Origin of the sequence: Flavobacterium sp. RSSB_23, from assembly GCF_051547145.1 — a bacterium.
Lineage (GTDB): Bacteria > Bacteroidota > Bacteroidia > Flavobacteriales > Flavobacteriaceae > Flavobacterium.
Window position 1 is genome coordinate 1 of the sequence record NZ_JBPTTO010000020.1, and the last position, 16,169, is coordinate 16,169.

Annotated in this window: 18 protein-coding genes and 2 tRNA genes; 10 read left to right on the forward strand and 10 right to left on the reverse strand. The window is 35.5% G+C overall.

Translation table 11 applies throughout. The annotated features are described in order from the left end of the window. Nucleotides 1-54 precede the first annotated feature (54 nt). From lptB to ACSVH9_RS15790, 4 genes are all read right to left on the reverse strand, one after another. On the reverse strand, nucleotides 55-807 hold the full coding sequence (gene lptB / locus ACSVH9_RS15775) for an LPS export ABC transporter ATP-binding protein (protein ID WP_438061446.1): 753 nt from the start codon (nucleotides 805-807) through the stop codon (nucleotides 55-57). 101 nt (nucleotides 808-908) lie between these two features. Beyond that, entirely contained in the window at nucleotides 909-1,259 is a 351-nt protein-coding gene (locus ACSVH9_RS15780; RefSeq protein ID WP_438064539.1) for a carboxymuconolactone decarboxylase family protein, read from the reverse strand. Further along, the gene (tatC, locus tag ACSVH9_RS15785) at nucleotides 1,252-2,067 is read right to left on the reverse strand and encodes a twin-arginine translocase subunit TatC (protein ID WP_438064540.1); all 816 of its coding nucleotides are present in this window, start codon (nucleotides 2,065-2,067) and stop codon (nucleotides 1,252-1,254) included. Before tatC ends, ACSVH9_RS15780 begins: the two co-directional genes overlap by 8 nt. Continuing rightward, the gene (locus ACSVH9_RS15790; protein WP_438064541.1) at nucleotides 2,067-3,032 is read right to left on the reverse strand and encodes a KpsF/GutQ family sugar-phosphate isomerase; all 966 of its coding nucleotides are present in this window, start codon (nucleotides 3,030-3,032) and stop codon (nucleotides 2,067-2,069) included. The genes tatC and ACSVH9_RS15790 overlap by 1 nt, the downstream gene beginning before the upstream one ends. An 83-nt stretch (nucleotides 3,033-3,115) precedes the next feature. On the opposite strand from ACSVH9_RS15790, the gene recQ reads away from it, so the two are divergent. After that, nucleotides 3,116-5,311 carry a DNA helicase RecQ gene (recQ, locus tag ACSVH9_RS15795; RefSeq protein WP_438064542.1) on the forward strand — a complete coding sequence of 732 codons (2,196 nt, stop codon included), beginning with the start codon at nucleotides 3,116-3,118 and terminating at the stop codon, nucleotides 5,309-5,311. 79 nt (nucleotides 5,312-5,390) lie between these two features. Here recQ and ACSVH9_RS15800 read toward each other — a convergent pair whose 3' ends face one another. Then, the gene (locus ACSVH9_RS15800; RefSeq protein WP_438064543.1) at nucleotides 5,391-5,630 is read right to left on the reverse strand and encodes a hypothetical protein; all 240 of its coding nucleotides are present in this window, start codon (nucleotides 5,628-5,630) and stop codon (nucleotides 5,391-5,393) included. 459 nt (nucleotides 5,631-6,089) lie between these two features. Between ACSVH9_RS15800 and ACSVH9_RS15805 the strand changes: the two genes are divergently transcribed. Together ACSVH9_RS15805 and ACSVH9_RS15810 are read left to right on the forward strand one after the other, a co-directional pair. Beyond that, a complete protein-coding gene (locus tag ACSVH9_RS15805; RefSeq protein ID WP_438064554.1) occupies nucleotides 6,090-7,652 on the forward strand; it encodes an NAD(P)/FAD-dependent oxidoreductase in 1,563 nt (520 codons plus the stop codon). A 271-nt stretch (nucleotides 7,653-7,923) separates the two neighbouring features. Then, nucleotides 7,924-8,931 (forward strand): L-dopachrome tautomerase-related protein, encoded by a 1,008-nt coding sequence (locus ACSVH9_RS15810; protein ID WP_438064544.1) that lies wholly within the window; start codon nucleotides 7,924-7,926, stop codon nucleotides 8,929-8,931. A 245-nt stretch (nucleotides 8,932-9,176) separates the two neighbouring features. On the opposite strand, the gene ACSVH9_RS15815 is transcribed toward ACSVH9_RS15810, so the two are convergent. The 4 genes from ACSVH9_RS15815 to msrB form a co-directional block, all read right to left on the reverse strand. Next, on the reverse strand, nucleotides 9,177-9,650 hold the full coding sequence (locus ACSVH9_RS15815) for a nuclear transport factor 2 family protein (protein ID WP_438064545.1): 474 nt from the start codon (nucleotides 9,648-9,650) through the stop codon (nucleotides 9,177-9,179). 3 nt (nucleotides 9,651-9,653) lie between these two features. Next, entirely contained in the window at nucleotides 9,654-10,961 is a 1,308-nt protein-coding gene (locus ACSVH9_RS15820; protein ID WP_438064546.1) for an amidohydrolase, read from the reverse strand. 81 nt (nucleotides 10,962-11,042) lie between these two features. Next, complete coding sequence (gene msrA, locus ACSVH9_RS15825) at nucleotides 11,043-11,693, reverse strand: peptide-methionine (S)-S-oxide reductase MsrA (protein ID WP_438064547.1); 651 nt, start codon at nucleotides 11,691-11,693, stop codon at nucleotides 11,043-11,045. 9 nt (nucleotides 11,694-11,702) lie between these two features. Beyond that, nucleotides 11,703-12,254, reverse strand: coding sequence for a peptide-methionine (R)-S-oxide reductase MsrB (msrB, locus tag ACSVH9_RS15830; protein WP_438064548.1), 552 nt, complete (start codon nucleotides 12,252-12,254; stop codon nucleotides 11,703-11,705). A gap of 428 nt (nucleotides 12,255-12,682) precedes the next feature. Here msrB and idi point away from each other — a divergent pair, with 428 nt between their 5' ends. From idi to ACSVH9_RS15865, 7 genes are all read left to right on the forward strand, one after another. After that, nucleotides 12,683-13,210, forward strand: a complete 528-nt coding sequence (idi, locus tag ACSVH9_RS15835; RefSeq protein ID WP_438064555.1) for an isopentenyl-diphosphate Delta-isomerase — start codon at nucleotides 12,683-12,685, stop codon at nucleotides 13,208-13,210. Between the two features lie 44 nt (nucleotides 13,211-13,254). Next, on the forward strand, nucleotides 13,255-13,665 hold the full coding sequence (locus ACSVH9_RS15840) for a 6-pyruvoyl trahydropterin synthase family protein (RefSeq protein ID WP_438064549.1): 411 nt from the start codon (nucleotides 13,255-13,257) through the stop codon (nucleotides 13,663-13,665). 31 nt (nucleotides 13,666-13,696) lie between these two features. Beyond that, on the forward strand, nucleotides 13,697-14,158 hold the full coding sequence (locus ACSVH9_RS15845; protein ID WP_438064550.1) for a peroxiredoxin: 462 nt from the start codon (nucleotides 13,697-13,699) through the stop codon (nucleotides 14,156-14,158). A gap of 59 nt (nucleotides 14,159-14,217) precedes the next feature. Continuing rightward, on the forward strand, nucleotides 14,218-15,186 hold the full coding sequence (locus tag ACSVH9_RS15850; protein ID WP_438064551.1) for a type I phosphomannose isomerase catalytic subunit: 969 nt from the start codon (nucleotides 14,218-14,220) through the stop codon (nucleotides 15,184-15,186). A 69-nt stretch (nucleotides 15,187-15,255) separates the two neighbouring features. Then, nucleotides 15,256-15,522 (forward strand): hypothetical protein, encoded by a 267-nt coding sequence (locus ACSVH9_RS15855; RefSeq protein ID WP_438064552.1) that lies wholly within the window; start codon nucleotides 15,256-15,258, stop codon nucleotides 15,520-15,522. 78 nt (nucleotides 15,523-15,600) lie between these two features. Then, nucleotides 15,601-15,677, forward strand: a tRNA-Thr gene (locus ACSVH9_RS15860). Nucleotides 15,678-15,812: 135 nt separating this feature from the next. Beyond that, nucleotides 15,813-15,889, forward strand: a tRNA-Thr gene (locus ACSVH9_RS15865). Nucleotides 15,890-15,987: 98 nt separating this feature from the next. Here the strand turns inward: ACSVH9_RS15865 and ACSVH9_RS15870 are convergent. Beyond that, nucleotides 15,988-16,169, reverse strand: a 182-nt coding sequence (locus tag ACSVH9_RS15870) for a hypothetical protein (protein WP_438064553.1), incomplete at its 5' end; no start/stop codon positions are given.

Here is a 16,169-nt window from a genome sequence, read left to right on the forward strand (position 1 = left end):
TTAAATTATGAGGGATTTTAACTAAAAAACTAGGATAGCAATGTCTTAGTTAATCTATTTTGGAGAGTTGAAATCAATTTTAGTCTTTCTTAATTCAAAATTTTGCCCCAAGTATACTCGTCTAACCATTTCATCTTCTACCAATTCTTCTGGTGTTCCAGCTTTTAGGATACCACCTTCAAACATCAAATAGGTTTTATCGGTAATGGCCAAAGTTTCTTGTACGTTATGGTCTGTAATCAAAATACCAATATTTTTGTTTTTCAATTGTGCCACAATGCGTTGAATGTCTTCTACAGCCACAGGGTCTACTCCTGCAAAAGGTTCGTCCAATAAGATGAATTTTGGGTCGGTGGCTAAACAACGTGCAATTTCGGTTCTTCTTCGTTCACCTCCTGAAAGCAAGTCACCTCTATTGGTGCGGATATGTTCCAGACTAAATTCGGCAATTAGATTTTCCATTTTTGCAATTTGTTCTTCTTTGGTATGATTAGTCAATTGCAAAACACTCAGAATATTGTCCTCGATACTTAATTTTCTAAACACAGAAGCCTCTTGTGCCAAATAGCCCACTCCTTGTTGCGCACGTTTGTACATCGGATATTCAGTAATGTCCAAATCATCTAAATAAATATGACCCGAGTTGGGTTTTACCAATCCTACAATCATATAAAAAGAGGTGGTTTTACCAGCACCGTTTGGTCCCAAAAGCCCAACAATTTGCCCTTGGTTTACTTCCAAAGAAATGCCCTTTACAACACTACGGCCTTTATACGTTTTTATGAGGTTTTCTGCTCTTAATTTCATTGTATTTGAATTGCTAAGATTCTGAGAATTTGTTGGTTTATGAGTGTAGAAGTTTAAGCTATGAAAAGTTTACTTCTTGAGAATTTAAGCTATAATTTTACCTATTTGGTTTGTTCTTCTAAGGCTTCCCAAAATTCGTAAGCTCTACGCAAATGAGGAACTACTATTGTACCTCCAACTAAGGTAGCGATTCCCATAGCTTCCATCATTTCTTCTCGTGTAACTCCTTCTTTATAGCTAGTTTCTAAATGGTATTTAACACAATCGTCACAGCGTAAAACCGCTGAAGCAACTAATCCTAATAGTTCTTTTGTTTTTACATCCAATGCACCAGCAGCATAAGCATTAGTGTCTAAATTGAAAATGCGTTTTACAATTTTATTGTTATCTGCCAATAATTTTTCGTTCATTTTAGAACGATAGTCGTTGAATTCTTGAATTAAATCAGCCATTTTGTTTGTTTTGGTTGCGAACAACAAGTTTAGAAATTAATATACTTACTTCATAAATCAATAACATTGGTATTGCTACAATAGTTTGACTCACTACATCTGGTGGGGTAACGATAGCAGCAACAATCAAGATAATGATTACTGCATATTTCCAATATTTTCTTAAAAACTCAGGAGTAACTAAGCCTAGTTTGGTAAGGAAATAGATAACTATCGGGAGTTCAAAAAAGAGACCTCCAGCCAATACTGAGGTCTTTACTAGGCCAATATATGACTCTAAAGTGAATTGGTTTTTTACAACATCTGATACTGTAAAAGTGGCTACGAAATTTACCGACATAGGTATAATAACAAAGTAGCCAAAAAGCACCCCTAGAAAGAAAAGAATAGAAGAAACCCCAATGAAAAATTTAGCTCCTTTTTTCTCTTTTTCATATAGTGCTGGACTTATGAATTTCCATATTTCAAATAAAATATAGGGAAAACTCAAAATGAAACCAGCCAATAAACACATCCAAACAAACATGTTTACTTGTCCCTCCATTTGCGTATTTTGAATGATAAAGGGAAGTTCAGTAATGCAAATACTATCCACAAAACCCAGTTGATGTGATAGTTCACAAAAAAAACGGTAAGTAAAAAAACTAGGACGTGTTGGACCAAAAATGATATCGTTGAATAAGAAGTCACTGATAAAATAGGTTACAAAGGCCATAATCAAAATAGCAGTTGTACTTCTTACCAAAACCCATCTTAATTCTTCAAGATGGTCTAAAAAAGACATTTCGTTAAGGTTTTTCTTTGCCATTATACAATTCCTTCTTTTAAAATGTCATGTATATGTAAAATTCCTTTGTATTCTCCGTTGTCAATTACAATCAATTGCGTAATGGAGAAGTCTTCCATAAGATTGAATGCATCAATAGCCATTGCCTCTGAGTGAATTTGTTTTGGATTTTTTGTCATAATGTCTTTAGCGGTTACACCAGCAATACTGTCGCGGTCGTTGAGCATTCTTCGGATATCTCCATCAGTAATAATACCAACTACTTTTCCGTTATCTACAACAGCAGTTACTCCTAATCTTTTTTCTGAAATCTCAAAAATTGCTTTTTTTATGGAGGTATCGGAGGTTACAATCGGTTGTAATGAATGTTCTATTAAGTCTTTTACTTTTAATAAAAGTTTTTTTCCAAGGGCTCCTCCTGGATGGTATTTGGCAAAATCTTCAGCTTGAAATCCTCTCATTTCCATCAAACATACGGTAAGCGCATCACCCATTACTAATTGCGCAGTTGTACTATTGGTAGGTGCCAAATTCATAGGGCAAGATTCAGCATCAACAGTGGTGTTTAGGACAAAATGAGAGCCTTTCGCTAAAAAGGAAGTCATATTGCCTGTCATACCTATTAAAGTGTTTCCAAAACGTTTTAACAAAGGAACCAATACCTTGATTTCAGGACTGTTTCCGCTTTTAGAAATACAAATTATTACGTCTTCATCTTGTATCATTCCAAGGTCACCATGAATGGCTTCTGAGGCATGCAAGAATAAAGCAGGTGTCCCAGTAGAATTTAACGATGCTACAATTTTTTGAGCAATTATGGCACTTTTTCCAATTCCAGTTATGACAACTCGGCCTTTAGATTGAAATATTTTGTGGGTGGTTGATAGGAACTGCTCATCCAAAAAAGTGGTTAATTTGGCAATAGATTCACTTTCTGAGAGAATTGTTTTTTTGGCTAATGCCAATAGGTTTTCGTTGCTTATCAAAACAGAATGTTTAAATTTGTATGTATAAAAGATTTTTGTATCTTTAGTGTTGCAAATTTATACAAAATACCACATAATAAAGAATGAATTCAAACGAAATTGATATACACAAGGAATTAAAAAAGTATTTTGGCTTCAGTCAATTCAAAGGATTGCAGGAACAAGTCATTAAAAGCCTCTTAAATAAAGAGAATACTTTTGTAATTATGCCGACTGGTGGAGGGAAATCACTTTGTTACCAATTACCCGCTTTAATTCTAGACGGAACTGCAATTGTAGTTTCTCCTCTCATTGCTTTAATGAAAAATCAAGTAGATGCTATTCGAAGTTTGTCTTCTGATAATGGAGTGGCACATGTCTTGAATTCATCATTGACAAAAACTGAAATCGCTCAAGTAAAAAAAGACATTACATCAGGAATAACGAAGCTATTGTATGTGGCGCCAGAATCGTTAACTAAAGAAGAGTATGTTCAGTTTTTGCAACAAGTTCCGCTTTCTTTTGTTGCAATTGATGAAGCACATTGTATCTCTGAATGGGGACATGATTTTAGACCTGAATATCGAAATTTAAGACATATTATCAAACAATTAGGGCAGGTTCCAGTAATTGGGCTTACAGCTACTGCTACTCCAAAAGTACAAGAGGATATCCTGAAAAACCTAGACATGTCAGATGCGGTGACTTATAAAGCATCTTTTAATAGACCCAATCTTTTTTATGAAGTACGTACCAAAACTAAAAATATAGAGTCGGATATCATTCGATTCATTCGTCAACATAAAGGGAAATCAGGCATTATATACTGTTTGAGTCGTAAAAAAGTAGAATCAATTGCTGAAGTTTTACAAGTAAACGGAATTAGTGCTGTACCTTATCACGCTGGATTGGATGCCAAGACTAGAGCCAAACATCAGGACATGTTTTTGATGGAGGATGTTGATGTTGTGGTAGCCACAATCGCTTTTGGTATGGGAATCGACAAGCCCGATGTACGTTATGTAATTCATCACGATATTCCAAAATCTCTTGAAAGTTATTACCAAGAAACAGGTCGTGCTGGTAGAGATGGAGGAGAAGGACATTGTTTGGCTTATTACTCTTATAAAGATGTTGAAAAATTAGAAAAATTCTTGTCTGGTAAGCCTGTTGCTGAACAAGAAATTGGTTTTGCTCTTTTGCAAGAGGTGGTTGCTTATGCTGAAACATCCATGTCGAGACGTAAATTTTTACTCCATTATTTCGGAGAAGAGTACGATAATGAAACTGGAGAGGGTGGAAATATGGATGACAATGTTAGAAATCCAAAGACAAAAGTTGAAGCGATGAATGAAGTAGTCAAGCTCCTTCAGGTTGTTAAAGAAACAAAACATATCTATAAATCCAAAGAAATAGTTTTTACGTTAATCGGTAGAGTTAATGCTGTTATTAAAGCACACAAAACAGATACCCAATCGTTCTTTGGGAGTGGTGCAGACCATGATGAAAAATTTTGGATGGCTTTATTGCGTCAGGTTTTAGTAGATGGTTTACTAGCTAAAGATATCGAAACCTACGGAGTTGTAAAAATTACCAAAAAAGGTCTAGCGTTTATTAAAAATCCAGAGTCATTTATGATGTCTGAAGACCATGAATACAACGAATCAGAGGATGACGCAATTGTTACAGCTGCTAAATCTTCAGGCACAGCCGATGAGGCGTTAATGGCGATGCTAAAAGAGTTGCGAAAAAAAGAAGCCAAAAAGTTAGGCGTTCCACCTTTTGTAGTATTTCAAGACCCTTCTCTAGAGGATATGGCATTGAAATATCCAATTTCTCTAGAAGAATTGATAAACATTCACGGTGTTGGTGAAGGAAAAGCTAGAAAATACGGAAAAGCATTTGTTACCTTAATACAACGCTATGTAGAAGATAATGATATCATTCGACCAGATGATTTAGTAGTCAAATCAACAGGTGTGAATTCGGCAAATAAATTATATATCATTCAAAATATTGATAGAAAGTTAGCTTTAACAGATATTGCCTCAGCAAAAGGCCTTTCTATGGGAGCGCTAATCAAGGAAATGGAGCAGATTGTGTATTCTGGAACAAAACTGAATATTACTTATTGGATAGATGAAATGTTGGACGAAGACCAGCAAGAAGAAATTCACGATTATTTTATGGAATCCCATTCTGATAATATTGAAGAAGCTTTAAAAGAATTTGATGGCGAATATGATATTGATGAATTACGATTGATGCGTATCAAATTTATTAGTGAAGTAGCGAATTAAATTTTCAAGTTCCAAAAAATTAAATTCCAAATTCCAATGATCGTTAGTTATTGGAATTTGGAATTTTCGTTTTTGGAATTTAGTTTTCATAAACTTCTCCTCGGTGGGGTTTCAAAGCATCTCGTACTGTAATCATATCTTCCTCTTCTACTACCATAAAGGCAATGGCGTGCATTTCTCCGAATGTTTTAAATCCTGTGATATCAAGAGGTAGTTGCTCAATCTTTATATATTCTTTCAGATGAATTTCGTGATGTTCGGCAGTTTTAGCAGAGGCAGGACCGCGAAAATCCCAAATGAGTTTGATTTTTCTAGACATAGTATTTGATTTAACTAGTGCACAAAACTACAAAGACTTATAATGAAAATCTTTGTTTATTACTGATAAAAAAAGTCAAAAGCTACAGATTAAAAGATTACAAAAGATATTTTCACATAACTTTTATGTTCATAAATTCCTTATATGGTCTAAACACACACTTCGTTTTATTAAAACTTTCATAACTTATCTGTTGTCTGTTTTTTGGTGCCTTCTGCGTAACCCTTTGCGTCCCTTGCTATAAATCTCTAGTAAAACTTATATGCCCATATATGTCTTATATGGTTTAAACACAAACACTCCGTTTCAACTAAACACTTCAATGACTTATATGTTTTATTTTTTGAGGACCTAATTGTCGTTTTTTATTCTTATTCTCAAAATTGAATTCAAAATAGTACTTTTGTAGCCTGAGTAAACAAAGGTGGTTTACTCTAAAAATTGAAGTATTCAGATACCATGCCACAAGAACTCCTATTACAAGTTGCTCCAGAGATTGCTGCTAACGAAACGTTACTAAACGATTATTTGTCTCGACAATTAAAAATTTCGGTCAAAGAAATTCAGCATGTAACTATTGTAAAACGTTCTATTGATGCGCGTCAAAAAGCTGTCAAAATCAATTTAAAAGTGATAGTTTACTTAAAAGGAGAGCCTTTTTTAGAACAAAAAATAGCTTTGCCAGACTATCAAAACGTAGCGAATGCACAAGAAGTGATTGTAGTAGGTGCTGGACCTGCTGGACTTTTTGCGGCACTTCAATTGATAGAACTGGGGTTGAAACCTATAGTTATTGAACGCGGAAAAGATGTTCGCGGCCGACGTAGGGATTTGAAAGCCATCAACAGAGACCATATAGTAAACGAAGATTCGAATTATTGTTTTGGAGAAGGAGGAGCAGGGACCTATTCGGATGGGAAATTATACACACGTTCCAAAAAAAGAGGTGACGTAAATAGAATATTAGAATTATTGGTAGCTTTTGGAGCAACACCTGATATTTTGGTCGACGCTCATCCACACATTGGTACCAATAAACTACCGCAAATCATTCAAGATATTCGAGAAAAAATAATTGAATGCGGTGGTAAAGTCCTTTTTGAAACTAGGGTTACGGATATTAGTATAAAAAACAATGAAGTCCAAGGAGTGACAACTCAAAATGGTGCAGTCATTTCTGCCAATAAATTAATTTTAGCTACTGGGCATTCTGCACGTGATATTTTCGAGTTGTTGGATAAAAAGAAAGTTTTAATTGAAGCCAAACCTTTTGCGCTTGGTGTAAGAGCCGAACATCCGCAGTCTTTGATTGATAGTATTCAATACAGTTGTGATTATCGAGGGGAACATTTACCACCAGCGCCGTATTCAATAGTAAAACAAGTGAATGGTCGCGGGATGTATTCATTTTGTATGTGTCCGGGAGGTGTGATTGCACCTTGTGCTACCAGTCCAGGTGAAGTAGTTACCAATGGTTGGTCGCCTTCTAAAAGAGATCAGCATACGGCCAATTCAGGAATTGTAGTCGAATTGAAATTGGAGGATTTTAAACCCTTTGCCAAATTTGGAGCACTTGCAGGAATGGAGTTTCAAAAAAGCATTGAACAAAAAGCCTGGCAATTGGCGGGACAAACGCAAAAAGTGCCTGCACAACGTTTAGTCGATTTTACCCAAAGTAAAACGTCCTCTGATATTCCTAAAACATCTTATGTTCCGGGAACAACATCAGTAGAATTGGGACAGATTTTTCCGGGATTTTTAACCCAAATTATGCGTCAAGGATTTTCAGAATTCGGGAAATCGATGAAAGGCTATGCTACTAATGAGGCGATTTTGCACGCTCCCGAATCTAGAACCTCTTCCCCAGTTCGAATTCCAAGAGACAATTACACCTTGGAGCATCTTCAAATCAAAGGATTGTATCCTTGCGGCGAAGGAGCGGGTTATGCAGGAGGCATTATTTCGGCAGCGATTGATGGCGAGAAATGTGCACAGAAGATTGCGGAGGTATTAATTAAATAGGTATATAATAAAAAAAAAAGATGTAATTTGCATATTTTTAGATAATTAAGAGATTAAAGCTACTTTGTTTTAATCTCTTTTTAGTTAGTTTTATTTATGGTTTACTTTTTTAAGAATGTTGGAGTAGATAGTGTTATAAATGAGAATTTCATTGCTTAGTACAATGATTTTGATTGTTGTTTAAAGATGAATGTAAGATTCTCTGAAGACTAAAAATAAAACAAGTGATTGAGTTATACGGATACATATATATAAAATTAAAAAAATGATTATGAAAAAAGTTGTCTTGATTTTAAGTTTGTTATATGGTTTTTTTGTTTTTTCACAAGAACAAGTGACTGTTTTTAAAGGGATTCAGGTAACAGGAATTGCTGTTTCTGATAAAGGCAGAATTTTTGCAAATTTTCCTCGTTGGCGTGAACCGATTCCTTTTTCGGTGGTAGAAGTGTTTCAAGACGGTACTTATGCTCCTTATCCAAATACAGCATGGAATGTATTGAAAACGAATCAGGGTAAAGAAAATAATACCTTTGTGGCGATTCAATCAGTGGTTGCTGAAGGGCAAAGTTTGTATGTATTAGAAACTAGTAATCCTCAATTTAAAGGGGTACAAGATCATCCAAAATTGTATGTTTTTGATTTGAATTCCAATCAATTGAAACACACCTATCTGTTCTCGAAAGAGAGCTATCATAAGAACTCTTATATTAATGATCTTCGAATAGATATAAAACGACAATTGGTGTATTGTACAGATTCTGGAGTGGGAGGTATTGTTGTTTTGGATCTTAAAACAGGTACATCTAAAAGATATTTGGATCAACATAAGGTGACTATGGCAGAGAAGGATCAGCTTAATTGTAGCAATGGTATTTGGAAAAACACAGTGCATTCTGATGGTATTGAGTTTGATGCCAAAAATGATATGCTGTATTTCCATGCCTTAACGGCGTATACTTTGTATGGTATTAAGATTGACCAATTGATTAAAAATGATGCAAGTGAAATCATTGCCATCCCTACAGCGGCACCAGACGGTCTGATTATGGATAAAAAAGGGAATCTATATTATGGTGATTTAGAACATGACGCGATACATTATCTTGATAGAAAAGGCAAGATTAATGTGTTGACAGATGATAAGATGAAGGTTAAATGGGCAGATTCTTTTGCTATTCATAAAGACTATTTGTACTATACTAATTCCCGTATTAATGAAGCTACTGGTGATATAAAAGAATTGGATTTTACTATTTACAAGATGAAATTGAAACAATAGTAAAGCCAAAATTTGTGCAAAGGAGTTGTCTTTTGAATATTTTTTAGAGAACCGGTTTATTCTTCTATTGATATATCTTTCAGTGGTACTATTTTGCGTGAGGGATAGGAGCAATCCGCCATTGCGGAGCGGATAGCCCGACAGCATAAAAAAAAGAGGCCGACGCACCATAGCATGAGTTGGCCTCTTTTTTTTATGGTGGCACGCCCTGAATATGATTAAAATTGATTTATGAAAAATACATTTTAATGGTCATAACTTATCATTCGTGAAACTTTCCATTGATTGCCTATTTTTTTCCAAATGGCAACAAATTTAAAGGTGCCGACTTCTTCTTTTCCGTTCTCCATATGTCGGAATTGATGTTGGGCTACTTCAATGGCTCCAAAATCTTTTATAGGATGTACTTCAAGGCTTCCTTTTACTAGCGTTCGAGTAAGTTTGTTTTCGTTTTTGAACATTTTTTCAAAATTGGCAAAAACAGTGTCATACGACAATAAACCACCATTGTCTTGGTACCATTCTAAGTCTTCGGTAAACAGGGGTTTAAATTTGGACAGATCTTTTGCGTTGAAGGCCTCAAAAAGTTGAGTGTCCATAGTCGCAATTTCATTGTACAACTCTTGTGAAGTTGGCGCTACTTTTTTTTCTTGAGCAATCACGGTTGTTGCGAATAAAAAAATGCAAATAATATAAATGGAGAATAGATAGGTTTTCATGTGTTACTTTTTAGCATTCATTTCCATATAGTCTAAAGTCAAAGTTGCCATACTTGTCATCCCCAAAACAAAGCTGCCTTCGTCTATATAAAAGTCAGGAGTATGATGTGAAGGCATTTCACTGGCTTTTTTTCCTTTGGGCATTCCTCCAATAAAATAAAACAATCCAGGAATTTTGGCTTGATAAAAAGAAAAGTCTTCGGCTCCAGTAACGGCTTCGGTTAAATGCACATTGTCTTTTCCTGCGGCTGCTTGCAAAGTTGGTAGCATTTGTTCCGTAAGCGTGGGTTCATTGTAAGTAATTAATGTTTTTTTGGTAATGGTAACTTCTGAAGTAGCTCCAGCACTTTCGGCTATATTGGTAGCGATGGTTTTGATTCTACCATGAATAAAGTCTTGAGTTTGGGAATCTAACGTTCGAATCGTACCACTCAGCGTCAACGACTCAGGGATGATATTGCTTCGAACTCCAGCATTAATTTGTCCAACGCTCACTACAGCAGCGTTTTCGGTTAAATTTACATTGCGACTTACAATAGTTTGTAAGCCGAGAACAATTTGTGATGCGGTAACGATAGGGTCTACTGATTGCCAGGGATAAGCACCGTGCGATTGCTTACCGTTAACTTGTATGGTAAACCAATCTGAGGACGCCATAGTTCCTTTTGGACGGTATTTGATTTGGCCGACTTCGGTTTGTGCATTAATATGAAGGCCAAAAATAACATCTACTTTTGGGTTATTCAGAACACCTTCTTTTACCATTAATTCAGCGCCGCCTTCTTCGCCTTCTGGCGGACCTTCTTCCGCAGGTTGGAAAATGAATTTTACTGTTCCTTTAATTTCATTTTTTATCGAGGCTAGAATTTCAGCTGTTCCCATTAACATGGCTACGTGGGTATCATGGCCGCATGCATGCATTACACCAACAGCTTGTCCATTATATTCTCCTGTAACTTTGGAAGTAAAGGGTAAATTCACTCGTTCTTTTACGGGGAGCGCATCCATATCAGCTCTAAGTGCCACAACAGGCCCTGGTTTTCCTCCTTTTAGAATGCCAACAACTCCTGTTTTTGCTACGCCTGTTTGCACTTCAATACCCAAAGAACGTAAGTGTGCAGCAATCTTTTCTGAAGTTTTAAACTCTCGATTACCTAATTCTGGATTTTGGTGCAACTCTCGTCTCCAACTAACTACTTTCGATTCTAAACTGGCTGCTTTTTGAGCCACTTTTGTTTTTAGAGCTTGATTTTGGGCGGTACTGCACAATGCCATCAGCAAAAGGCAGGAAGTAATTGTTGTTTTTTTCATGAATTTGGTTTTCGGTTACAAACAAATATAGTAAAAATGGAACTGCTTCGAGGCATAAAAAAAAGCCGAAAATTCGGCTTCTTAAAAGGTATACAAATTGGGTTGTACTTTAATTTTTTGCTTTAATCGGTTTTTAAAGACTTTTTCGAATTTCTCTAATTTGGGTTGTATCACGAGTTGGCAATACGGTTGAGATTGGTTTTTTTCGTAATAATCTTGATGACTGTCTTTGGCTTTATAAAAAGCAGTAAGAGGTTCTAGTGTAGTTACTATTGGGCGGTCAAAAGCTTTTGCCTTCGTTAGCGCTTGAATTATTTGTTGGCCTGCTTTTTTTTGAGCTTCATTTTTATAAAATATGGCAGAACGATATTGCGTGCCCACATCTGCGCCTTGACGATTCAAAGTAGTAGGATCATGAACAGTAAAGAACACTTTGAAAATTTCATTTAGGTTTGTAACAGCTGGATCGAAAGTGATTTGAACTACTTCGGCAGCTCCAGTGTCACCTGACGAAACGGCTTCGTAACTTGGGTTTTTAACGGTTCCTCCTGCAAAACCAGAGACTACTTTCTCAACCCCCATTAGGTTTTCATATACCGCTTCAACACACCAGTAGCATCCGCCTGCTAGTACTATGGTATCCGTTTTTGGGGCACTTGTGTTTGTTTCAGTTTTCTTTTGCGCAAAACCAAAAGTAGTGGCGAAAAGGCTAAGGAGCATTATTTTTTTCATAGCGTGAGTTTATTTAGTGTCAGGTACAAAATCTAAAGAAATAGCATTCATACAATAGCGTTTTCCCGTTGGAGCAGGTCCGTCATCAAAGAGGTGACCCAAGTGACTATCACAACGACCGCAATTGGCTTCTATTCGCTGCATACCATACGAATTATCGGGTTTGAAAGTGATACTCTCTTTGTTTTCTTGCTCAAAAAAACTTGGCCAACCGCAACTACTTACAAATTTTTGATTGGATTTGAAAAGTAAGTTACCACAGGCAGCGCAATAATAAGTGCCTTTGGTTTCAGAATTCCACATCGTTCCTGTGAAGGCTCTTTCTGTATCAGCTTCTCTTGCCACAGCGTATAAATCGGGTGAAAGCACTTTTTTCCATTCAGAATTTGGAATTGCCACCTTTTTTGTGTCAGTATTTGAATAATAAGGGTTCTCTGGTTTGTGAAGGACTTCTTTCATGTTTTTTGAATTAAGTGTTGTTGATTGTGATGGATTTTTTTGAGCACAAGCTTGAAAAAATAAGCTGTTTATTGCTAGTATTATAAGGAGTTGCTTTTTCATAGAATTATTGTTGTTAAATGGAATTGTAAAACTATAGTGTACTTACGTCAATGTTTGTCAGCTGGTTTACTCTAAGGTATACTTTGATATAAATTTAACTTTTGTTTACAGTAAACTAAAAATAGTGTAAACGTTTTTGTGTAAATGATATCATCGGAACAACTAATATGTTTTAAATTCTTGAAAGTAGTTTTGAAAAAAACGACTCAGCAAATTGGTTAAAATTCTTAAATTTTTATAGTAATAATTGAAAAATGAGTAATTTCGATAATTCAATCTATTGCCAAATATACAAAACTTAGATAGTCGATATTGAGTTGCAGCCTAAAGGGCATTTTTTAAAAAATAAAGCTTCAACAAAACGAAAGACAACGTTAAAGCCCCCGTTAAATCTAAACCTTTTTGTATTTTTGGCCTGTAAAAATTTTATGGAAGAAGAAAAAGTTATCTTAGTCAACGAATTAGACGAACAGATTGGTCTAATGCCTAAATTAGAGGCGCATCAAAAAGCAGTTCTACATCGCGCTTTCTCCGTTTTTATCTTGAACGATAAAAAGGAAATAATGTTACAACAAAGAGCGCAGCACAAATACCATTCTCCTTTGCTATGGACAAACACTTGTTGTAGCCACCAACGCGAGGGCGAAACCAATATTCAAGCAGGCAACAGGCGTTTATTTGAAGAAATGGGATTTAGAACAGAGATAAAAGAGCTCTTTCATTTTATTTATAAAGCACCATTTGATAACGGATTAACGGAGCATGAACTAGATCATGTAATGGTAGGTTATTATAATGATGCTCCACAAATCAATCCTGAAGAAGTTCAAGATTGGAAATGGATGAAAATTGAAGATGTAAAGAATGACATGCTAATCCATCCTGAAAGTTATACAGTATGGTTTAAAATTATCTTTGATGAGTTCTATCATTTTCTAGAAGACCATACTATATAATTCTTGAAAACTAAATCTATTAATTCAGATATAATAATACCAACATGAGAGTAACCATTTCCCGTAAAGCACATTTTAATGCAGCCCATCGTTTGTATAGAAAAAATTGGACTTTCGAACAAAACGATGCTGTATTTGGGAAGTGTAATAACCCTAATTTTCATGGTCATAATTATGAGTTGATTGTAAGTGTGACTGGTGAAATAGATCCAGAAACAGGTTATGTTATGGATGTGAAATTTTTGACAGACATTATCAAGTCAGAAGTAGAGGAGCAAATGGATCATAAAAACTTAAATTTAGACGTCCCCGAATTTGAGAACCTTAATCCTACAGCTGAAAATATCGTGGTAGTTATTTGGAATAAAATACGCGCCAAAATCAAATCAAGCTTAGACTTAGAAGTTGTACTCTACGAAACCCCACGTAATTTTGTAACCTATAGAGGAGAATAATTTATTTAATTTATATTAGAAGTTGTAACTTATGCCAATTGAATTAGGAGACGTAATACCACATTTTACAGCAATTGATACTAATGAGGAAAAATTCGATACTTTAGAATATATAGGTAAGAAGCCATTAGTAATTTATTTTTATCCAAAGAACAATACACCAGGTTGTACCGCACAAGCATGCGGTTTTAGAGATCAATATCAGGATTTTACTGATTTAGGAGCAGAAGTTATTGGTATTAGTAGTGATTCGGTTGATTCCCATAATGCCTTTGCAAAACAATACAAATTACCGTTTATACTTTTGTCTGACACTGATAAGAAAATCAGAAAGTTATTTGGTGTGCCTTCTGGTTTGTTGGGTGTACTTCCTGGTCGTGTCACTTACATTGTAGATAAACAAGGAAAAGTTGTTTTGGTTTTTGATGATAGTATCAATGCTACTAAGCATATTGCTGAGGCACTTGAAGCTATAAAAAAAATAGTATCATAAAATAACAAAAAAATAGCAATTCAAACTCCTTGAATTAGCGATATTTGTCAAAAAAAGAAATGCAAACCAAACTATATCCTTTACAATTTGAGCCCATACTTAAAGAACGTATTTGGGGCGGCGAAAAGCTAAAAACTTTTTTGAATAAGCCTATTGTTTCTCCAATTACAGGGGAGAGTTGGGAATTGTCTACAGTGAAAGGAGATTGTAGTGTAATTGCTAATGGTGATTTTAAAGGGGTTGAATTGATGGAACTAATCGAAAATCAACCAGCGGAGATTTTGGGAACTGCTGTTTATCAAAAATTCGGAAAACAGTTTCCATTGCTTTTTAAATTTTTAGATGCTCGTGAAGATTTATCGATACAAGTGCATCCTAATGATGCTTTAGCTCAAGAAAGGCATAACTCATTTGGTAAAACCGAGATGTGGTATGTAATGCAAGCTGACCCAAAATCACGACTGATTGTTGGCTTCAAAGAAGATTCTAATGCTACGGAATACCTAGAAAAACTAGAGAATAAAGAGTTACTCACAATACTAGATACCAAAGAAGTTCAAAAGGGAGACGTTTTCTTTTTAGAAACTGGAACGGTCCATGCTATTGGCGCTGGACTAGTAATTGCCGAAATTCAGCAAACCTCCGATATAACCTATAGATTGTACGATTTCGATCGTGTTGATGCGCACGGAAATACTAGAGAATTACATGTTGACTTGGCTTTAGATGCAATCAATTATAAAAAAGTAAACACACAAAAGCAGTATACTAAATTAGTCAATCAATCCAATACAATGGTTGATTGCCCCTATTTTACTACGAACTATATTCCTTTGCAAGGGGATATGGTAATAAGTAAAACAGGAGAATCTTTTTCCGTGTATATGGTAGTTGATGGTTGTTTCTCTATCGATATAAATGGAGTAGAATATAAGTATCAAACTGGTGACACTGTTCTTGTTCCAGCTGCGCTACAGTCGTTTACCTTAAGTGGAAATGCTTCTCTTTTAGAAATTTACATTTCATAGTTTGTATTCGAAAGATTATGTGTACTTTTGCAAACGCAAATTTTAGTACAATATATAAATTAAATAAAAATGGCAAACGTTAAGAATTTAAAGAAAGACATCAACTACGTTTTAGGAGATATTATTGAAGCAGTTTACTTGTATGAATTAACTACTACAGGAAAACCAACAGAACAAACTAATGCTTTAATTGACGAAGCTATTGCTGCTTTTGATGCTTTGATTGCAAAAGTGAATCAAAAAAATGTGGAAAGCAAAAAAGCGCATTTCAAACAAATTAATTTGGAATTAGAACAAACTGCAAATCAATTGATTGCCAAAATCAACGAATTGTAATCGAAAAAAAGTAAAAAAAAGTCTGAATTTGTTTTGGAGAATTCAAATTCAGACTTATATTTGCACCCGAAATAAGACGCCAGCGTAGCTCAGTCGGCTAGAGCAGCTGATTTGTAATCAGCAGGTCGTGGGTTCGAGTCCCTCCGCCGGCTCCAAAGAAAACCACCTAAGTAATTAGGTGGTTTTTTGTTTTTCTTGTACGGTTGTTGATTTTAAAATTCTTGTAAAAACTTTACGAATTTGTTTTGCAAAATTGAAATATGTATTTATATTTGCACCCGAAATAAAACGCCAGCGTAGCTCAGTCGGCTAGAGCAGCTGATTTGTAATCAGCAGGTCGTGGGTTCGAGTCCCTCCGCCGGCTCCAGAGAAAACCACCTAAGAAATTAGGTGGTTTTTTGTTTTTAGCCTATTTTCTTTGATGGTTTATCTTTTGTTTTGTTGGTTGTTCTCTTCTGGTGAATGCTAATGGTGTTTTCCTCTGTTTTCTTTTTTAGGAGCTATTTCCGGCTGTCCGTTATATCTCTTGGGTCGAACCCCGCCCCAAGAGGATGTCACTCCCATCCGGGCTAGGGTATTTGTGCTCACAACAGGTTTTGTCTTTGTTTTCATATATAATGTATGCTTTACGCTTTGTTCTGATTTTC